Below are 18,860 nucleotides of genomic sequence, written 5' to 3' on the forward strand. Positions count from 1 at the left end.
TATTTCGGGCCCATAAAAATTATTTGTGCTTAGATAGCTCGCTTTCTGTTACCCATTTATGGTTCTTAACTCGTTCCCCACCTGTGGTAGGCGTGTAGTCGACCATATAGACGGTCGTTTGTTCTGCAGAATCAATGGTAGCTTTTGCACCCTTCATACCTTTCATGTGATCTGCCTCTAGAATAACTTCTGTTCCTGAAGTTAGAGGTTTATCACCCGCATCTTTAATCTCTTCATGTATGACCCACTTATGATCCTTTACTTTTTTTCCGCCAGTTGTAGGTGTGTAAGACACAGTATATACGGTCGTATCATATGCCCCAACGATTGTAGCTTCTGCACCGTTCATACCTTTCATATGATCTGCTTGAATAAATGCCTTACTTCCAACATTATATGTTGGATTTGCTTCCTCCTTTAGTCCTTTAGGAACTTCACCAGAACTTGAATGATTCATTTCCCCGTGATCTGCATGACCTTGACTGTCCTCATTCTTTTTTGTTGGCTCATCTTTTCCACATGCTGAAAGAACGAGTGAGAATGAAAGCACCAACGTGATAAACAGTTTATTTTTAATCATTGATTAATCCTCCTTTATGGGCTAGTGTTAGTATTCTTCTTCAGTAGAAGTTTATGAACATATGATTAGCATAAAGGACAATTATGTAGAAGTTGTGAAGAGCTTGTTCATTAAAAGAGAAAAAAACTGCTGAATTCAATAAGAATTCAAGCAGTTTCTTTTTCAGAAATTTAAACAAACGTTTAATTATCATAAGAGTGACATCAACAAACCACCAATTGCACCCGTTACAACGATTACCCATGGAGGCAGTTTCCAATATACCAACATGCTGAACAGTACTGCTGCAAATGCAAAATCGATCGGTTTAAGAATCGTAGTTGTCCAAATAGGCTGATAGAAAGCTGATATTAAAATTCCAACAACTGCAGCATTAACGCCCATTAAAGCACCTTTGATCTTCGCATTCTGTCTAAGCATGTTCCAAAAGGGAAGAGAACCCAAGATTAACAGAAATGCAGGTAAGAAGATTGCGACGGTGGCAAGTAATCCACCTTGCCATCCATTCATCACTGCTCCAATATACGCTGCAAATGTGAATAGAGGTCCAGGTACGGCTTGTGCTGCTCCATAACCAGCTAAGAATGCTTCTTCACTGATCCATCCAGAAGGTACGAATTCTCGCTCAAGTAGTGGAAGTACCACATGTCCTCCTCCAAACACAAGTGATCCAGAACGGTAGAAGCTGTCAAAAATAGCGATCCAGCTGTTAGAAGTCACATCTCTTAAGAACGGCAACAGAAAAAGTAACGCAAAGAATAAACTTAAACAGATAACAGCGAATTTTTTCGAAATAGGAAACTCATATTTTGTGGCATCGTTATTTGTTTGGTCTCTGTATAATAAGAACCCTAACAAACCAGCTAATAGGATTACACCTACTTGAGAGAACGCAGTCTGCCACAATAGCGTTCCAATTAGTGCTAACAATGCGATGGTTTTTCTTTTTAAGTCAGGTGTTAGCTTTTCGGCCATTCCTAAAATGGCGTGTGCCACAACTGCAACGGCTACGAGCTTTAATCCGTGAATCCAGCTTAGATCAGAAACATTTAGTCCTTGCAGGATAAGTGCGAAAACGATAAGCGCAGTAACGGAAGGGAGAGTAAAGCCGATAAATGATACGATTCCTCCTAATACGCCTCCTCGCATAACACCGATTCCGATTCCCACTTGGCTGCTCGCAGGGCCAGGGAGAAACTGACAGAGAGCGACAAGGTCTGCGTAGCCTTTTTCATCCATCCATTTGCGTTTTCTAACGTATTCTTCATGAAAATAGCCTAGGTGTGCGATTGGACCACCAAAAGAAGTGAAACCAAGTCTTGTTGATACGATAAGTATTTCTAAGAGTGTTTGTAGTCTGTTTTTATTTTGTGTCATTTATGATCACCTCTTACTCTTTTATTTCTTTAAAAAGTTCATAAGCTTTTGCTCTTGCTTCAGATAAGACGATCTGTCCTTTTTCAGTTGCGGTGTAGTACTTTCTAATTTTTCCTTCAACGTTCTTGTTTTCCTTTGTCAAAAGTCCGTCTGCTTCCATGGAGTGAAGAATCGGATATAGTGTACCTGTGCTAATGTTATAGCCGTGTTCTCTGAGTTCTTCTAGCATCCATACGCCATAAATTGGGTGTTCAAGCGCATGATGCAGAATGTGTATTTGTATGAAACCAAGAAAAAGTTTTCGTAAAGTTTTCTCTTCCATATAATCACCGCCTATATTCGCATCTCAATATCGATTATCTATATCGGTTTTCGAAATAAAAATAACATGAGTTCCTTTTCTTTTCAACCTAATCACTATAAGGTTTACATACTCTTTATATTTACCTTATTTTTTTTCGATGTAGAAGAAGATTTAATTTGATTGTTTCTCTTAATAACAAGCCGATTGGAGAGGAAGTCATGGATACCAACTGATAAGTATCTCGCCAATGATCGATGAGAAAGCTCACATATGAAGTATTGCCTTGTATATTTAGGAGTAAGTAAAATCTCTTGAATGTCTATCATTCATGGTGCACACCGCACGCAACGCGAAAAGCGAACATCCTGAAACAGAAAACAACTACCCCTAAGAACAACCATCAATGCGAAAAAATTCTTCAAAATCTTTCAACACTTGTCTCTGTTATTATTTTCACAGTTTAGCCATTTACTGGTTTTTTAGTGATAAAATCATAGAAGGTATGATAATAAAACTATTTTTCTTGATATGGAGTGAAGAAGATGAAGTCAACATTAACGGTTGCCCATTATCTAAAAGAAAATGCAGAGCTTCTAGCTAATAAAATCGTTGATGATATTATTGGGCAGTTTGGTTTCCAAGTAAGCGATACTGACATTAGTCAGGCCAGAAAAGTTTATTCCGAATTCCTATCTTTTTTAAGTGAATCTATCGATTGTGAAGAAGGTTCTGTCCCTGAAGAACTGTTGGAGTGGAGTCGAGAAAATGGAGAGAAAACAGCAGCAAAGCATCATCGAATCTCTGATATATTAATCCGTTATCCTGACACTCGAATGGTGTTTGCGGATTTTATTTTAAATATAAGCATTGATTTCGGACTTTCTACGGAAGATGTCGTATTAATCATTAAGCGTGTTCATCATATGCTGGACGTAAGCATTAATGAAACGGTTCTTGCCTTTGAACGAAAGTCAGAGGAGATTTTAGAGAAAACAAAGAGAGAGCTTCGTGAGCTTTCTACACCTGTCGTGCCTATAGAGAATGGACTGGCTGTTTTGCCATTGATTGGCACCATCGACGCTGATCGAACAGAGCATCTTATGAATCATGTACTGCCTAAAATCCCTGAACTTCAAGTTGAACGGTTGATCATGGATTTTTCAGGAATCATCGACATTGATACTGAAGTGGCGTCTCATATTTTTAATGTATACCGTGTTTTGGCATTACTTGGTATTAACGTAATGGTGACTGGTTTGCGTCCTGAGCTAGCGATTAGTGCGGTTTCTGAAGGTATTGATTTTTCATCATTAAAAACATTTGCTAATGTAAAACAAGCGATAGAAAGTAACAAACAAAAAAACTAGCATGCGTGCTAGTTTTTTCGTTAGTCTTTATACTTCTGACTTCCTGCATGAACGATTTGAACTTGCACTTTGACTGAATCCAAAGAGTCGTTCTGCAAAGCATACTTTTTAACTAAAGACGGTGACTTTCGATAAGTAGAACGGGTTAAATTATAAATGTCACTGTCTATGGAAAGTCCATTTAAATAAGTCTGCTCAATATCCTTCTTCATTTTTTGGATGATTTTCTTTTCAAGTTCTTTACGAGGAACAATATCTAAATTTTCATCAATTGTTGCTTTTGCTTTAACTTCTATTGTGTACTTGAGCTCTCTTCGAACAGGCTCTTTTAGATGTATTTTATATCCATTTACTTCCAGTTGCACAACAGTATCCCCTAATGGTACTTCAAGCTTGTTCTTTTTTTCTTCTTTAGTTAACCATTCTTGTCCACGAAGCTGTTCATAATCTAACTTGCCTTTAAACTTCATATCCTTAAGCACATACCCACCATTTATAGTAGGTAGTACAGGCATATCATTATCCTCACGCCACTTTCCTTTGACTAGCTTTACATTTGGGATTATGGTTGAGCCAAATGGTTCGTTGCCATTTCGTAACAGCACCTGCATGGATAATGCGTTAACAGAGTGGTTTCTTATCAACATCGTATCTGGATGAAACAAAACTTTATATGTGGGTGCTTGTTTAAATAAAGATTTCGCTTTCAATACGTCGCTAATATCTTCAGACGTACCAAAAATCCAAGCTGTAAATCGAATTAAAGGGTCGTGACCGATGTGAGAAATGACTTCACTCAGCTTTTCCTTAATGACCCTGTCGCTAAACAGAATCACTTGCACGTGTCCGTAATATAGTGGGAACTGGGAAGATTTCTCTAACTTCCTGAAAGCCATTGTAAGGGTATCTCCTTCTTCTCTGCCGACTAAAACAGGAGAGTCAGCTGCCTGAGCGCCACCGCCTTCTTGTTTAGCGATTGATGAGAAGACAGCGGATTCGGTATAAACGATATACTTACCATCTTTATAATCCACACCTAAGGCTTCAATATAGAGCTGCTCATTAATGCCCCTGGAGCCCCAGCAACCTGTTAACGTAAGAAGCAAGAAAAACAACGGGAACATGATCTTTGGCTTAATTCTCATTGCGATCACCTTGGCGAGTAGCGTCTTTTGGATACAGGTACGAAGATCTTTTCTTCATGAGAGTGAAAGGAGCTTTGAAAAATGTTTTAAACGTATCAGCCGCATTTGGTGTAGCTAAGGATTCAATATATGGATAATCAAAGGAACGAAGGGAACTGACTAGCAAGAATATACTAAGCATAGCGATGAAAAATCCAAACAGTCCAAACGTAGCACACATGAGAAGGGTATATATTCGTAAGAAAAGCAGATTTCCACTCAATGATTGGTTAACAAACGTATAACTGGCAATCATCGTTATAGCTACAACAACAAGTGTTGTAGGAGAGGTTAACCCTGCTCGGATTGCCGCATCCCCAACGATTAATCCTCCTAATACCGCTACTGTCTGACCAACAGCCCTAGGAAGTCTAGCCCCTGCTTCTTTAAACAATTCAAACAAAACGACCATAATCATCATTTCAAGTGGCAACGATAACGGTAATCCTGTTCGAGAGAGTGTTAACGTTGCAAGAAGGGGATAAGGAAGCTGATCTGGATGAAATGTTGTCAATGCAATCCAGAGGCCTGGTAATGTTATGGTTGTGAAAAGTCCTGTAAATCGAAGGACTCGTTCAAATGATACCATGTAAAAACTGGCATGAGCGTCTTCTGGAGATTTTAACGTAATCGCAAGAGAAGCGGGACCAATGAGAACTGTAGGTGAACCGTCTACAATAATGACAAATCTTCCTTGAAGTAATGATTGTACCGCAAAATCAGGACGCCCTGTATTATCAATCAGGGGAAAAATGGAAAAGACGGAATCTGATAATTCTTCTTCTAGTTCACTGCTTGATACAAGGGCATCAATATCAATCTTAGAAAGACGCTGTTCGGCCCGTACCACGAGATCGGGATCGATGATGTCTTCGATAAAAAGTAAGGAAACAGCCGTTTGGCTTCTTCTACCAATCGTAAAAGATTTGCTGTTGAGTGAAGATGTTTTTAGACGTTTTCGAATTAACGCGAAATTGATTTCCAAATCTTCAATAAAACCGTCTCGTGCACCACGTATAGAGATCTCCGTATTCGATTCTTCCGGTGTTCGCTTTGGCATATTTGCAAGATTAATGGCATATAGAGAATTGTACTCTGTACCGGTTAACAGTACGTGTCCTGAAAATAAGCTATGCTCAATCTTTCTTTTGTTTATAGAATCAATATTGATTTCATGAACTACAAACCGATTTTTTAAAGAGCTAAACATAGCAACATCATCCTGCTCAACGATGTCATTTAAGTACGGAAACAAGCTTTCTTCTAGTAATTGGGTATCAACTAGCCCTTTACAGAACATTAAGGTATATGAAGAATTCGTTTTTTCTGCAAATAAATCGTTTTTTACCACTACGTCTGTAGAATGCCTAAACCAGCTAAGAAGTTCATGAATTTTAGTATTTTCTTTACGGTTTATATTCTTCATCACAGATTCCTCATTTCTTAACTAGAACATAAAGACAGACAATCGAAATAATGGGCAGCATCACATACATCTGTATCGGAAAGAAGTAATGATACAAAAAGTTAAAAACAGAAATGTTTGATATAGGAGCAAGTGTATAAGCAATCGCAACAAGATATAGGGAAGCAACTAGCCATATCCTGTGGTTTTTTACATTAATCAATTTTGTAACCAAGAACATCAATAAACTCACTCTAATAAAAGCACCAGAAATCCATTGGAAGATGGAAAGGAAGTCCATCCTTGTAATCACTTTGCTAATCGTTAGAAGCTTCCATTGTTCAAAAGCAGGGTATCTCAAATTATTGGCTTCATAAGGGCCAAACTCTGCAATGGCTGCCATTGTTGGTCCTAACATAAGTCCCACTAAAACAAAACTCACAAAAAAGAGGTGCTTCCATTTCAGAGTTTTATTTGTGTGATGGACAAGGAATAAAAGCGTGCTTAACTCTGTCAACCCAGATAAAACATAAACTCCACCTTTAAGCATAGGAGACCAGCCATTTTCTGCAATCGGCAATAACATGGAATAGTCTTTATTAGGAATGTTTCCAATCGCAATAAAGAAACCGAATGTTACAACTAAAGGTAAGGCGATCAAAGCTACCATGCTTAACTCCTGAAGTCCTTTATAAGTGCCAAAAAAACAGAGCAATCCTAACAAAATACAAAGAGCAAGCGGAGGGCTATCCATTAAATAATTTGTTTTTGTCCATGTAATGGTATCCCGGAAAGTAATCGTTGCATTTAAGAAAAAGTAAAGGATAAATACACTGCTGAGTAGATAAACAGGGACTGTACCAAGTCGTTCTTTTATAAAATGTATAATATCTTGATTTCCTAATTTTTTTAAAGCAGAACCAATAAGTAAAATAAATAGGATGTAAGGAATAATTGAAAGAAGAATACTTACCCAAGCATCTCTTCCTGAAGCTGATAAGATGACGGGTATAATCAGAACATGATTTACGAGGCCGGATGAAAGAATTAAAAGAACATAAATATGAATGGGAGCTACACCAGGTTGAATTCTCATACGTTCCTCCGGTTAATTGAATATGAATTAGTATTGTTTTAATTTGAAGGCATTATTCTATCGGTAAATACAATTCTTAAGCTAATCACATTTTTTCGTGAGTTTTGGATGGAATTTCGCAAATTTTTAACTTAATTCCGCGAGTTGTTAATGGACCAGTTACGCCCTGTTGATTACCTCAATCCATAACACACAGCTTACTTTAGGCAAACGGAAAAACTCAAACAAAAGATTAACCTTTTGTTTGAGCCATTACTTCGTTTTATCTAAGATGTAGCGTATATAACCTTCACGATGTCCGTTTTGATCAATTATTTTTCGTACATAATAGGGATCTTTCAATAGGCCGTTCTGTTTATCTAGTTCAATCCACTTCTTGGTCTCAGGGATATCGTTTAATTCTTGGAACCATTCTTCGCTTTCTAATTCTGCCCATAATACTTGAATATCAGGGTCTTTCACCCTTAAAATATGCTTTTGAAAGATTTCTATAAAAAAACCTGCAGTAAGTAAACAAAGCAATAAGAATAGCAGCATATCATTTTAACCTCCAGTCTTATTACCATACACCAAAACGAGCGTATAAAAAAACAGCACGTTTTTTAACGTGCTGCCTTAAGAAGCATCAAACAAAAGACTGCGTACTATTTTTTGTTGCTATGTTTTTCGATGATATTTTTTAATTCAGACCAATTCGTCAAACGAGGCATGTCCAAATGTTTGTTGTAATTCTGATGTCTAACATATAGCTGAACAGGCTCTTCCGTTAGCGTATTTAAGACATTAGGCTTATCATCAAAGTAAAAGTCCAGGTTCAGATCTTTGATCGTATGAATTTTCTGCTCATCTTTCATTCCACAGAAGAAACGACCTTCTTGAACAGGGAATCCAGCCTTCTCGACCCACTTCTTTGTTTCTTCACAATGTTCTGCAGGTCTTGCTGTGATGTAGAAAATCTCATGACCCTCTCTATCGAGTTCTTGTAACACTTCAATGGCATCAGGATAAGCAGGACAATCTGTGAAATAAATCTCTTCCATAGAATCAATCCACATCTGATTGCCTTCCTTTTTGGAGAGACCGAACGGTTCGTGAATCTCCAGAGTTTCAATCGTGTCAAAAACATCGATTGGAACATCTTGTTTTAATTTTCTATTGTAGATATGAAAGGCATGTTGGCGAAGATTAATCAGTGTATCATCAATGTCAAAACCAAATCTCATGTATATATACCTCTTATTCGTATTTAGGATAACTTGTAAACTTATAATCAGGGCCGATTTGTGTAACTGTAAGATCTTTCAGCTGGATAGCATCAGACATTTTTTCGATTCCAGTCCCACCAAAAAATGATGGTGAATGCTGTCCACCGATTAGTTTAGGTGCGATGTAAAAAACGGCTTTATCAACAAGCTTTTTTTCTAGAAAAGCTGCGTTAATCGTTCCTCCACCTTCAATCAAAAGGGAAGAGATCAGATTGTTTCCTAGTGTTTTTAAAACTTCAAGCGGGTCAACGCGTGATTCACCTGCAATGAAAACTTTTACACCGTGAGCTTCGAGTTGTAGCTTTTTTTGCTTGTTGTGATTTTCGGTTGTGAATACCCAGGTTTCCGCTAGATGGTCTGTTACCACTTTAGCCTGTAGAGGGATCTTAAGTGTCGAATCCATGATCACTCGAAGTGGGTTGCGTCCGTTTGGGATTCGAGTCGTTAATTCTGGATCATCATGAATAACCGTATTAACACCAACAAGTATAGCTCGATTTTCATTTCGCAATTTATGAACATCTTCACGTGCTTCTGGTGATGTGATCCATTTGCTGTTGTTCGTATGACTCGCAATCTTTCCATCAAGCGTGATGCCAGATTTCAAAGTTACAAAAGGGATTTTCTGAACGATAAACTTGTTAAACACTTCATTCATTCGCTCTGATTCCTCTTGAAGTATTCCAGTTTCCACTTCAATTCCAGCATCTTTTAAAATTTGTACGCCTTTTCCGGATACGAGCGGATTCGGATCTAATGCAGCGATGACCACTTTCTTAATTCCAGCTTCTACGATCGCTACAGCACAAGGTCCCGTTCGTCCGTGGTGAGAGCAGGGTTCAAGTGTAACATAAATCGTACCGCCTCTGGCTTTCTCTCCAGCCATACGAATGGCATGAATTTCAGCGTGAGGTTCACCAGCTTTAAGGTGTGTACCAACCCCAACGATTTCGTTGTGATTTACGATTACAGACCCCACCAAAGGGTTGGGGTCTGTTTGACCTTTCATCGCTTTTGCATTATTTAGGGCGAGCTGCATGTAGAATTCGTGACTACTCATTCGTGAATACTCCTTCATCTAGATGACCAGATCGCTTAATCTTGGTTTGAAGATACTTCTCGTTGTATTCAGAAACGTCACCCCAAATCGGTGCTCTTGCTGTAACAGAAAGACCAGCTTGATGAAGTGCTTCTAATTTTTTCGGATTGTTTGTAATGAGTGTAACAGGTTTTGAACGCAATGCTTTTAATACTTCAATAGCGTCTTCGTAATTTCTGGAATCATCTACAAATCCAAGACTTTCGTTCGCCTCTACAGTATCTTGTCCACTTTCCTGAAGGAGGTAAGCCATCGCTTTACTAAATAGACCGATACCACGGCCTTCATGGTTTGCTAAATAAAAGAGTGCACCAGTCCCATGTTCTACAATCATCTTCATCGACTGCTTTAACTGGTATCCGCAGTCACATCGTTTGCTACCAAAAATATCACCAGTGTGACAGATGGAGTGCATGCGAATAAGCGCTTCATCATTGTACGCAAAGTCACCATAAACTAAAACACTGGATTGCTGATATTCTGCCAAGTTGGCAGAGGAAAGCTTGTCGATCACTTCTTCAAAGTTTTCTGTCTGTTCGCAGCCTTCAAGCCAGCAGTACCAGTTGAAAACAACGGTATCTCCATAAAGATTAACAGGCAGACGAATGGGACCAACTAAATAAATCGCACCTTCGTCTTTTTTTATAAGTTGTATTTTATCTTCAAGTATGGAAAGAACTTTTTGCTTTAAGTTTTTACTTTGTAACATACTTATACCCCTTTTTATAGTTCATACGTATTTTGTCGGTTACTTCGGTGAATATGTTTATTTTATACCAGATAATTCGATTGAAAGTAGTGTTTTGCTCTCAATGGAAAAAAAAAGCATGGAAACCAAATAATCGAGGGATCCATCCAATTGCATTTTTCTATTGATTTTAAAAATGGATATATCTGTTCTTATTTTATGTAGATGTAAAAAAAAAGATTGGATATTAGACTAAGTGTGCTAAAAAAGATACGAATACTGGGGATTAAAGAGGTTGGCGCTTGTGTATTGTGCTAAAAAAAAGATACACCATGAAGTGTATCTTTTAAAAAGTTAAGTTATTGTGCGATGATTTTCGATTCTGGCTTGTCATAAATAGCTAATTTTTTTACCAGCTTGTTACTAGAAGCATCTAGACCAGTAATTTGAACAGCTGTTTGGTTTTGGCGGTATTTTAGAACGACTTTATCAATGGCACCTACAGCAGAATCATCCCAAACATGAGATTGTGACAAGTCGATCGTAACAAGCTCGACACGTTCTGAGAAGTCAAACTGAGAAACGAAATCTGTTACGGATGCAAAGAATAACTGACCTTTTACTACATATACTTTGGTGTTGTTATCGATCGTAGAAGATATCTCAACTTTTGAAATCTTAGCCGCAAAGAACAGGGCACTTAAGATAACACCGGCTAGAACGCCTTTTGAAAGATCATGAGTGAGCACCACTGTAACAACTGTTACGATCATAACCGCAGCATCGGTCTTAGGCATCTTATGAAGTTTCGTTATAGAAGACCAATCAAAAGTACCGATGGATACCATGATCATAACGCCAACTAGAGCTGCCATTGGAATCATCGAGAGCAAGTCGTTGAGCAAGATTATAAGAATCATTAAGAATGCTCCAGCAACAAATGTAGAAAGTCTTCCTCTACCACCCGACTTAACGTTGATAACCGATTGCCCGATCATCGCACAGCCGGCCATACCTCCAAAGAATCCCGCAACAATGTTAGCGAGTCCTTGTCCTTTTGCTTCCCTGTTCTTATCGCTATCCGTATCTGTCATATCATCTACGATCTGAGCGGTTAATAGAGACTCTAAAAGTCCAACAAGAGCTAGAGCAAATGAGTATGGAAAGATAATCTGTAATGTTTCAAACGTTATAGGGATGTCAGGGATTAAGAACAATGGTAGAGCTTGAGTTAATTCACCCATGTCACCAACCGTTTGAACGGTTGAACCTGACATCACTGCAATGATCGTGATTACGGTAATGGCGACAAGTGGAGACGGCACCGCTTTTGTCACTCTCGGAAAAAGATAAATGATGGCTAATGCTCCTGCGACCATTGCGTACATCACCCAAGATTCTCCAACAAAATGAGGAAGCTGTGCAGTAAATATGAGAATAGCTAGCGCATTAACAAATCCGACCATTACTGATCGAGGAATGAACTTCATATACTTACTGAGTTTTAATACCCCTATTAAAATTTGAATGACACCTGTTAGAACGGTTGCTGCTAACAGGTATTGCAGTCCATGTTCTGCAACAAGAGTCACCATGACAAGAGCCATAGCTCCAGTTGCGGCTGATATCATTCCAGGTCTTCCACCTAAAAAAGCAATTACAACGGCAATACAAAATGAGGCATATAAACCAACCATAGGGTCTACACCTGCAATGATGGAGAAAGCGATCGCCTCTGGAATAAGAGCCAATCCGACTACAAGTCCTGCAAGAACATCTCCTCGGATGTTCCCGAACCACTCCTGTTTTATTTGATTGTAATCCAACAAAAACACACCTCTTTCTTTATTTTGAAAACTGTTTTTTGACTTTCAACTCTCATGAAAGTCGGGTCCGATGTCAACGCGTTTGATTATATCATGGATAGAAGAGAGGATGTAACCAAATGTAAGCGTGTAAATTTGGTTTTTTCTCTCATTTACCGTGAATTTCTTGTTTTTTCATAGCATAAGTAGAAAAATAGAATTATACGTTTTACATAAGGGAAGGGGATGAGGATATGGATAAGAAATCAGAAGGATATGAGTACGCAGATTATTATAAGGGGTATGTAAGCTTAGTACCTGAAGGAGATATCATTCAAATCCTATCAGATCAGATGAAAGAAACAGTGGAAATCGTAAGCATGTTAGATGATGAGCAGCTTTCCTACCGTTATGCAACAGGGAAGTGGAGCATCAAAGAAGTAGTCGGTCATATTACAGATACGGAGAGAATCATGAGCTATCGTTTATTATCTATCGCACGAGGGGAAACAACCTCACTTCCTGGATACGATGAAAATGCTTATGTTGAAGAAGCAGACTTTGATGACCTCCCTGTTAGAGAGTTGTTAGAGCATTTTGTATCAGTGCGTTTGTCGACAATCCAGCTGATTAAAAGTTTGAGCAAGAAAGTTCTAGAAAGAAAAGGAACGGCAAATAGTTATCCCGTTACGACTCGTGCCTTAATGATGATTATAGCAGGTCATGAAATACACCATCGTAACATCATAGTAGAGCGATACTTATCAAAAAATTAAACATTTGTTTAAAAAAACGAGCCGATCTCACATGAAATCGGCTTGTATTTGTTTGTAAATTAATGTGCTAAATAGCGTTCATCTCTACCGCAGCCCTTATGCCTGACTCCACCGCTCCTTCAACCCATCCATGCTTCAATGTAGTATGCTCTCCTGCAAAATGCAGCCTTCCTTCTGGAGCTTTGATCGCTTCAAATAACTCTAGTTCTTGGTAAGGCTTAAACATGGTAAAGCACCCGCCTGCATTCGGATCCGTTGACCAATCATGGCTAAACCCTGTTACAAAATGTTGATAGATATGTTCACCGTGAAACTGTGCGAGATATTTTAAGGTTTCTTTAATTTTCATCTCGTTTGACGAACTTCTCCAGGGAAACGTATCATCTTCCCATGTATAACTTCCGATCACAACACCAGATGGGATGTCTTGTCGGATACGACTCGGATAGTGTGTGAATCGTGTTGGTTGATCCGTAACGGTTTTTCCTCCAGAAAGGCCGTTTTTTTCCCAGAAGCGATGTTTAAATTCGATTCCAATCTTAATCGATGGTACATAATGCAGTTCGCGAATCGCTTTTCTTTTCAGATAGGAGAGAGAGTTGTATGGTTCAAAATCCACAAAATTAAGAACAGAATATGGCAATGTAATTAAAACTTTGTCTGCTTCAAATGAAAAACGATGTAGTGTTTGAGGACTTTCTGTATAAAGTTTAACGGTAGACTCTGTCTGCACAAGGCGAGTAAGCTTCTGCCCAAAATAGATATTATGCCGAAGTTCTTGAAGAAAAGCACGAGGAAGCTGATCGTAGCCGCCTGTTACTTCAAAATATTTGAGTGGGGGTTTTTTAAAGATGATTAAAATATCTCGAAGCATCTCTAAAAGAGAGAGCTCCGGAAGCCCCTCTAGTGACAGGAGTACTTTAATCATATCTATAGCTCCAGCTGATAAAGATCTTCCGTAAGGGTTGTTACGTAGATAGTTATCAAGGGAGTACTGTTGAAAGTTCTGAATGATGATCGGCCAATTATTATCAGGATCACGATCAATGAAATCTGCAATCGGCTGAACGGCATAAGCAATCAGCTCTTCAGCCGTTTTTCCTTTTTCATTTTCTAAGACTGGAAATCCTAAGATATTAGGATTTTTCTCATAAGCATTATAGGTGGTCCGAATACCGTTGACTAAAAGAAGGTCATGAGGATTGCTGTTTACGAATTCATTGATCTCTAGGTTGTACTTCTCGATATATGCTAAAACAAGTTTATGCATCTCAGGAATTCTCATCGCACCTGCTTCGTAATAGTTACCGTGGGTAAAAGGTGATCTGACTGTGTAAATACGTCCGCCAACTCTGTGGGTAGACTCCAGAAGGATGATCTCGTGTCCAGCGTTCTTTAAAAGTGTGGCTGCAACAAGCCCGGCCATTCCTGCACCAACGACAATCATCCTTTTTGGAGAGCTTGTCATGGGTAAACCGTTCTGTATAATATCCAGCATTCTCTCAACTGTTAAACGGTTTGAATTCATCACAAGTCCCCCTAAATGAACGTTCATTCCTTTTAACAATGTATTAAAAATTATTAAAGAATATTATTTTGTAATTAAAACTAAAAATGACAGCCAATGATGGCTGCCATTTCTCTAAATTTAAACTAGTTCCTCTGTCTGAACTAAAACATCATCTTTATTCGGATAAGTCTTCTCGATATGTTGCTCACCCCAAGCGCAGAGTGAATCCAAGATTCCTTTTAACGACCAACCGTAATCAGTTAAAGAGTATTCAACACGTGGAGGAACCTGATTGTAAACTTCACGAAGGATTACTCCGTCATCTTCTAGTTCTCGAAGTTGCTGTGTGAGCATCTTTTGTGTGATTCCTGGCATTAATCGCTTCAACTCACCAGTTCTTCGTTTATCTTTTATAAGATGGCAGAGGATGACGACTTTCCACTTTCCACCGATCACTTCAAGTGCAGCTTCAACAGGTATATTGTATTTTTTCATCCATAATCACCTCTATCGCTTAATTGTTACTTAAAAGTGCCTACATTACTTTAAAGTGCGTACTTACTTTTAGTTTGTGTATCTTTCATAATAGCATTAAGTCATCCGAATGACTAGTTCATTCACCAACTAAAAATCAATGGAGGGATTAATAGATGAATTCAACAGCCGTTCAAACGGAAAACGCGTCGAAGTCAAAAGGTGGTTTTCCGGCGTTATTAGCATTAGCCATTTCGGCATTTGGTATTGGTACAACTGAGTTTGTACCTGTAGGACTTTTATCTTCATTAGCATCAGATCTTAACATTTCAATTACACTCGCAGGATTACTCATATCCGGATATGCGATGGGTGTCGCATTCGGCGCACCGGTTCTTACCGCGTTAACGAATAAAATGAACAGAAAGACGCTGTTGCTTCTGTTAATGGTCGTTTTTATCGCAGGTAACATGGTTGCAGCCCTATCAACAAGTTTTACACTGCTATTGATCGCGCGGTTCATTACAGCATTTTCGCATGGTGTGTTCTTTTCAATAGGTGCTACAATCGCTGCGGATCTCGTACCTGAACATAAACGTGCAAGTGCGATCGCATTCATGTTTACAGGACTTACTGTTGCAACAGTAACAGGGGTTCCACTTGGAACATTTATCGGACAGACCTTTGGATGGAGAGCTACGTTTTGGGCAGTTGCTCTACTAGGGATTGTTGCGATCATCGCTAGTGCGATCTTAGTTCCGAAGAATTTGAAAGAAGCACCACCATCAAGTTTAAAAGACCAACTCAAGATCATTAAAAACGGTCGTTTGTTATTAGCTTTCGCGATCACTGCTCTTGGTTACGGTGGAACGTTTGTAGCATTTACGTATTTAGCACCGATCTTAGAAAATGTAACAGGATATGATCCAAAAGCTGTAAGCTGGATTCTGTTAGGATACGGTATTGCTGTTGCGATTGGAAATACAGTCGGAGGCAAAGCAGCAGATAAGAACCCGATCAAAGCTTTATTTTGGATGTTTGTTGTTCAAGCCATTATTTTAGTGATCTTAACATTTACAGCTCCATTTAAAATTGCAGGGACGGTTACAATCTTCTTATTAGGACTTTTGGCTTTCATGAATGTTCCAGGTCTACAAGTTTATGTTGTGAAACTTGCTGAAAGATATGTACCCTCTGCGGTAAATGTTGCGTCAGCCATTAATATTGCCGCATTTAATCTCGGTATTGCGATTGGAGCATCGGTTGGAGGACTAATCGTGGATTCGATCGGTATCATTCATACACCTTGGATTGGCGGGGTTATGGTATTTGGTGCGGTCCTCTTAACAGCATGGAGTGCATCCCTTGAAAAAAGAACAGTATAATTTGAAAAGAAGGCAGCCATTTCGGTCTGCCTTCTTTTTTAAGCAGTTTTTTTCTTTTTTTTCACTTTTGCCACAATCACGACAAGTAAAAGGGGGACGAATCCAAAAATAAACGTTACAGGAGTCTGTAAGAAGGATCCAGATTCACCTAATTCAATTTCATTTTTGTACATCGTTAGAGAAAGTAAAAACACGACCACTGTGATGATGTTTATAAAGTGTGCAGCTTTTACTTTAAATAGCGTAGAAAGAGCTTGATCAAGTATAAAAAGCAATAACGAGATCTTCATGTACGTTCCTAGAATTAAGGCGATGCCAAAGATCGCTTCTACACGTTCCACAATCTCTCCGATACTGATCAGCTGAGCAAGAACATGAAGCGGAAATTTCTTTAGAAACACTAAAGGGCCAAGGCCTAATAACGAACAGAGAATGGTTAAGCTGAGTACGATTCCATTAAAGAATAATCCTAAATAGAGCCATTTATTGATAGACTGCCCTGGTTTTGGCTTGACCAGATAAATGATCATGGCAAAGAAGAGAACATCCATGTAAGGAAATCCAAAACCCACATATACGCCGTGTAGAATCGGCTTAAAACCTGAAGGAGCTAAAGGAAGCAGATTTGTGATCTCATACGTGTTATAAGGCAGAATTAACATGATGATGAATATGAATAACAAAATGTACATTAGTAGATGAAACATGCGACCCATCACTTCAATTCCAGCTGTTGCTGTTAAGCTACAAGTGAATAAGATGAGCAAGTGAAAGATAAAGAGTGGCGTTTCTCTCATCATTGATGTTGTGAAATATTGCCCCATACCATATACAATGTTTGCTGTGATATACAACATGACTAAGAATAAAGGAATGATGATCATGTATGACATCACGTTTCCTAGTGTTAGGCGAACTTGATTCACATAACATTGATCAGGGTACTCATTATGTAGTGTTAATACAAGAAATAAGATGACAAAACCAACTAAGTTAGCGAGAAGCATGGCGAACCAGGCACTGTTTTGAGCAGCAGCCAACATAGGCCCTTGGATATTAATAAGAGCTGAACCTGTCATATACACTTGAAATAAGACTGCCATTTGCCAATAACTGATTTTTCCTGTGTGCATAAGGGTACTCCTTATTATTTTACTTGTAGCCATGAGGTGATTGCTTCAGCCATAGGACCTACGATTACCTGAAATCCATCATCTAAATTCGGAAGGCTCCGACCTGTTAGATAAGCATAAAGCATATATCCTGCAGGAATGGATAGCATTAAATAAATTTTTTTGGACCGACTGTCTTGTTTGATCAATTGATAATCGAAGTACAATAATACGATCAAGCTTCCTATAATGAGTTTTTCAATCATAGCGATTCCTCATCGTTCTAATATTTTTTGTGAAAAGGTTTGCTTATGTCTGTACCAGTGTTTAAGATGTTAACTTCCGATTTAACATGAAAGACGGCATCTTTGTAATACGGTACTTTTTCTTTTTTCATTCGTTGCCACTCTCTCGGATTAGAGCGATAGATATGGTTTCCTAATCCGATAATATCGATATTCTTTTTTTGTGATTGTTTTAATAATGCCATCAAGTTGTGATTCACTTGTTTTTCTAATTTTTTATGTAGAACTTCTAGTTGATGTTTCGTTTCGACCTTCGAACATTCTAATTCTCCTATGCTAGCTTGGAGTTTTGGTTGAAGAGAGTAATGGACAACTCCCTTTTTTATTTCAAGAGATGAATTGGTATGAGATTCGGTGATCTCAAATGACTCTTGTAATTTACTTCCTTTACAAGTGATACTGATAATTCCAAACTGAAAATCATTAAGAGCTAGCATGAGTGACTTCGTTTCTTTATTTGAAATAATCGTCTTTAGTTTTCCACCTTGAAAGAGGGAAAGACCATCTACGAAAATGCTGTTCTCTTTTGCATTTTCTTTTTTAAGGTAGGGAACGTAGACCGTATCGACTTCGCTGTGAAGCTGTTTTCCAATCGTAAACAGATTTGCAGGGTACGTTTTTGCGCTGAACTTACTTCCGGTTTTTGTCACCTCATTTAATTGTTCACTTACTGTGTTTTCAACATGAGGCTTTTCTTTTAAATAGTCAGCGGCAGATCCCTCAGTAACTGCAACTCCCGTTAAAAGTCTTGGCTCATGATCTCGGAAAAAGAAGTCTAGAACAGAACCGAGGTATTGTTTTCTAGCTACTTTTTCACTGATCACGATAAAACGCACATGTCCCCAATTCGCTTTTCTACCTAAATGGATGGTCACATCTCGTATCGCATCAAAAACGGATTTTGCTTCCGTTTCAAGCTCAAAATAAGACTCTCCACCACCTCCAGCTGAAGCGATCTTAGGAGCAGGCTTATAAAACTGAGTGGTAAGTTTAATTCTGCCATCCTTTTTTTGGTCGATGGCAAGTGATTGAACAAAAACATATTCAGTAAGTTCAGCATGATCCCAGCATCCTGATAAAAAAAGGAGGGAAGAGGCAACCATGTATTTGATTAGCTTTTGCATGTAA

At 38.6% G+C, this 18,860-nt stretch carries 19 protein-coding genes; 3 read left to right on the forward strand and 16 right to left on the reverse strand.

The window, feature by feature from the left end; genetic code table 11:
- Positions 1 to 19: 19 nt before the first annotated feature.
- From ABE65_RS03245 to ABE65_RS03255, 3 genes are all read right to left on the reverse strand, one after another.
- Positions 20 to 580 (reverse strand): YdhK family protein, encoded by a 561-nt coding sequence (locus ABE65_RS03245; RefSeq protein WP_197480334.1) that lies wholly within the window; start codon positions 578 to 580, stop codon positions 20 to 22.
- 189 nt (positions 581 to 769) lie between these two features.
- Entirely contained in the window at positions 770 to 1,957 is a 1,188-nt protein-coding gene (locus ABE65_RS03250; RefSeq protein WP_066391279.1) for a chromate transporter, read from the reverse strand.
- 13 nt (positions 1,958 to 1,970) lie between these two features.
- The gene (locus ABE65_RS03255; protein WP_066391280.1) at positions 1,971 to 2,279 is read right to left on the reverse strand and encodes a PadR family transcriptional regulator; all 309 of its coding nucleotides are present in this window, start codon (positions 2,277 to 2,279) and stop codon (positions 1,971 to 1,973) included.
- 524 nt (positions 2,280 to 2,803) lie between these two features.
- On the opposite strand from ABE65_RS03255, the gene ABE65_RS03260 reads away from it, so the two are divergent.
- Positions 2,804 to 3,628 (forward strand): STAS domain-containing protein, encoded by an 825-nt coding sequence (locus tag ABE65_RS03260; RefSeq protein WP_066391282.1) that lies wholly within the window; start codon positions 2,804 to 2,806, stop codon positions 3,626 to 3,628.
- A gap of 20 nt (positions 3,629 to 3,648) precedes the next feature.
- Here ABE65_RS03260 and ABE65_RS03265 read toward each other — a convergent pair whose 3' ends face one another.
- From ABE65_RS03265 to ABE65_RS03300, 8 genes are all read right to left on the reverse strand, one after another.
- On the reverse strand, positions 3,649 to 4,773 hold the full coding sequence (locus tag ABE65_RS03265; protein WP_066391284.1) for a Ger(x)C family spore germination protein: 1,125 nt from the start codon (positions 4,771 to 4,773) through the stop codon (positions 3,649 to 3,651).
- Entirely contained in the window at positions 4,763 to 6,238 is a 1,476-nt protein-coding gene (locus ABE65_RS03270) for a spore germination protein (protein WP_066391285.1), read from the reverse strand. Before ABE65_RS03270 ends, ABE65_RS03265 begins: the two co-directional genes overlap by 11 nt.
- Positions 6,239 to 6,248: 10 nt before the next feature.
- Positions 6,249 to 7,313 carry a GerAB/ArcD/ProY family transporter gene (locus tag ABE65_RS03275; protein ID WP_066391286.1) on the reverse strand — a complete coding sequence of 355 codons (1,065 nt, stop codon included), beginning with the start codon at positions 7,311 to 7,313 and terminating at the stop codon, positions 6,249 to 6,251.
- Between the two features lie 252 nt (positions 7,314 to 7,565).
- Positions 7,566 to 7,850 (reverse strand): hypothetical protein, encoded by a 285-nt coding sequence (locus ABE65_RS03280; protein WP_066391287.1) that lies wholly within the window; start codon positions 7,848 to 7,850, stop codon positions 7,566 to 7,568.
- 107 nt (positions 7,851 to 7,957) lie between these two features.
- Complete coding sequence (locus tag ABE65_RS03285) at positions 7,958 to 8,536, reverse strand: 5' nucleotidase, NT5C type (RefSeq protein ID WP_066391288.1); 579 nt, start codon at positions 8,534 to 8,536, stop codon at positions 7,958 to 7,960.
- 13 nt (positions 8,537 to 8,549) lie between these two features.
- Positions 8,550 to 9,638 (reverse strand): bifunctional diaminohydroxyphosphoribosylaminopyrimidine deaminase/5-amino-6-(5-phosphoribosylamino)uracil reductase RibD, encoded by a 1,089-nt coding sequence (ribD, locus tag ABE65_RS03290; protein WP_066391290.1) that lies wholly within the window; start codon positions 9,636 to 9,638, stop codon positions 8,550 to 8,552.
- Positions 9,631 to 10,386 carry a GTP cyclohydrolase II gene (locus ABE65_RS03295; RefSeq protein ID WP_066391291.1) on the reverse strand — a complete coding sequence of 252 codons (756 nt, stop codon included), beginning with the start codon at positions 10,384 to 10,386 and terminating at the stop codon, positions 9,631 to 9,633. Before ABE65_RS03295 ends, ribD begins: the two co-directional genes overlap by 8 nt.
- 338 nt (positions 10,387 to 10,724) lie before the next feature.
- Positions 10,725 to 12,191, reverse strand: a complete 1,467-nt coding sequence (locus ABE65_RS03300) for a SulP family inorganic anion transporter (RefSeq protein ID WP_066399696.1) — start codon at positions 12,189 to 12,191, stop codon at positions 10,725 to 10,727.
- Between the two features lie 233 nt (positions 12,192 to 12,424).
- On the opposite strand from ABE65_RS03300, the gene ABE65_RS03305 reads away from it, so the two are divergent.
- Entirely contained in the window at positions 12,425 to 12,946 is a 522-nt protein-coding gene (locus ABE65_RS03305) for a DinB family protein (RefSeq protein WP_066391292.1), read from the forward strand.
- 67 nt (positions 12,947 to 13,013) lie between these two features.
- Here the strand turns inward: ABE65_RS03305 and ABE65_RS03310 are convergent, their stop codons facing one another.
- Together ABE65_RS03310 and ABE65_RS03315 are read right to left on the reverse strand one after the other, a co-directional pair.
- Positions 13,014 to 14,474, reverse strand: a complete 1,461-nt coding sequence (locus tag ABE65_RS03310) for a flavin monoamine oxidase family protein (RefSeq protein ID WP_066391294.1) — start codon at positions 14,472 to 14,474, stop codon at positions 13,014 to 13,016.
- A 120-nt stretch (positions 14,475 to 14,594) separates the two neighbouring features.
- Positions 14,595 to 14,951, reverse strand: coding sequence for a winged helix-turn-helix transcriptional regulator (locus tag ABE65_RS03315; protein ID WP_066391295.1), 357 nt, complete (start codon positions 14,949 to 14,951; stop codon positions 14,595 to 14,597).
- Positions 14,952 to 15,106: 155 nt separating this feature from the next.
- On the opposite strand from ABE65_RS03315, the gene ABE65_RS03320 reads away from it, so the two are divergent.
- Positions 15,107 to 16,315, forward strand: coding sequence for an MFS transporter (locus ABE65_RS03320; RefSeq protein ID WP_066391296.1), 1,209 nt, complete (start codon positions 15,107 to 15,109; stop codon positions 16,313 to 16,315).
- 38 nt (positions 16,316 to 16,353) lie between these two features.
- Here ABE65_RS03320 and ABE65_RS03325 read toward each other — a convergent pair whose 3' ends face one another.
- Genes ABE65_RS03325 through ABE65_RS03335 form a run of 3 tightly spaced genes read right to left on the reverse strand, consistent with a single transcriptional unit; the run spans position 16,354 to position 18,856 of the window.
- On the reverse strand, positions 16,354 to 17,448 hold the full coding sequence (locus tag ABE65_RS03325; RefSeq protein WP_066391298.1) for a GerAB/ArcD/ProY family transporter: 1,095 nt from the start codon (positions 17,446 to 17,448) through the stop codon (positions 16,354 to 16,356).
- Positions 17,449 to 17,462: 14 nt separating this feature from the next.
- Entirely contained in the window at positions 17,463 to 17,693 is a 231-nt protein-coding gene (locus tag ABE65_RS03330) for a hypothetical protein (protein WP_066391300.1), read from the reverse strand.
- A 17-nt stretch (positions 17,694 to 17,710) separates the two neighbouring features.
- Entirely contained in the window at positions 17,711 to 18,856 is a 1,146-nt protein-coding gene (locus ABE65_RS03335; RefSeq protein WP_066391302.1) for a Ger(x)C family spore germination protein, read from the reverse strand.
- Between the last annotated feature and the right edge of the window lie 4 nt (positions 18,857 to 18,860).

The organism is Fictibacillus phosphorivorans (assembly GCF_001629705.1).
Classification (GTDB): Bacteria; Bacillota; Bacilli; order Bacillales; family Fictibacillaceae; genus Fictibacillus; species Fictibacillus phosphorivorans_A.

What these genes read in the sequence shown, in the direction of transcription:
- ABE65_RS03315 (WP_066391295.1), bottom strand. Translation starts at nt 14,951, where the DNA reads ATGAAAAAATACAATATACCTGTTGAAGCTGCACTTGAAGTGATCGGT.
- ABE65_RS03305 (WP_066391292.1), top strand. Translation starts at nt 12,425, where the DNA reads ATGGATAAGAAATCAGAAGGATATGAGTACGCAGATTATTATAAGGGG.
- ABE65_RS03295 (WP_066391291.1), bottom strand. Translation starts at nt 10,386, where the DNA reads ATGTTACAAAGTAAAAACTTAAAGCAAAAAGTTCTTTCCATACTTGAA.
- ABE65_RS03335 (WP_066391302.1), bottom strand. Translation starts at nt 18,856, where the DNA reads ATGCAAAAGCTAATCAAATACATGGTTGCCTCTTCCCTCCTTTTTTTA.
- ABE65_RS03260 (WP_066391282.1), top strand. Translation starts at nt 2,804, where the DNA reads ATGAAGTCAACATTAACGGTTGCCCATTATCTAAAAGAAAATGCAGAG.
- ABE65_RS03325 (WP_066391298.1), bottom strand. Translation starts at nt 17,448, where the DNA reads ATGCACACAGGAAAAATCAGTTATTGGCAAATGGCAGTCTTATTTCAA.
- ABE65_RS03310 (WP_066391294.1), bottom strand. Translation starts at nt 14,474, where the DNA reads ATGAATTCAAACCGTTTAACAGTTGAGAGAATGCTGGATATTATACAG.
- ABE65_RS03265 (WP_066391284.1), bottom strand. Translation starts at nt 4,773, where the DNA reads ATGAGAATTAAGCCAAAGATCATGTTCCCGTTGTTTTTCTTGCTTCTT.
- ABE65_RS03255 (WP_066391280.1), bottom strand. Translation starts at nt 2,279, where the DNA reads ATGGAAGAGAAAACTTTACGAAAACTTTTTCTTGGTTTCATACAAATA.
- ABE65_RS03270 (WP_066391285.1), bottom strand. Translation starts at nt 6,238, where the DNA reads ATGAAGAATATAAACCGTAAAGAAAATACTAAAATTCATGAACTTCTT.
- ABE65_RS03330 (WP_066391300.1), bottom strand. Translation starts at nt 17,693, where the DNA reads ATGATTGAAAAACTCATTATAGGAAGCTTGATCGTATTATTGTACTTC.
- ABE65_RS03280 (WP_066391287.1), bottom strand. Translation starts at nt 7,850, where the DNA reads ATGCTGCTATTCTTATTGCTTTGTTTACTTACTGCAGGTTTTTTTATA.
- ABE65_RS03320 (WP_066391296.1), top strand. Translation starts at nt 15,107, where the DNA reads ATGAATTCAACAGCCGTTCAAACGGAAAACGCGTCGAAGTCAAAAGGT.
- ABE65_RS03250 (WP_066391279.1), bottom strand. Translation starts at nt 1,957, where the DNA reads ATGACACAAAATAAAAACAGACTACAAACACTCTTAGAAATACTTATC.
- ABE65_RS03245 (WP_197480334.1), bottom strand. Translation starts at nt 580, where the DNA reads ATGATTAAAAATAAACTGTTTATCACGTTGGTGCTTTCATTCTCACTC.
- ribD (WP_066391290.1), bottom strand. Translation starts at nt 9,638, where the DNA reads ATGAGTAGTCACGAATTCTACATGCAGCTCGCCCTAAATAATGCAAAA.
- ABE65_RS03275 (WP_066391286.1), bottom strand. Translation starts at nt 7,313, where the DNA reads ATGAGAATTCAACCTGGTGTAGCTCCCATTCATATTTATGTTCTTTTA.
- ABE65_RS03285 (WP_066391288.1), bottom strand. Translation starts at nt 8,536, where the DNA reads ATGAGATTTGGTTTTGACATTGATGATACACTGATTAATCTTCGCCAA.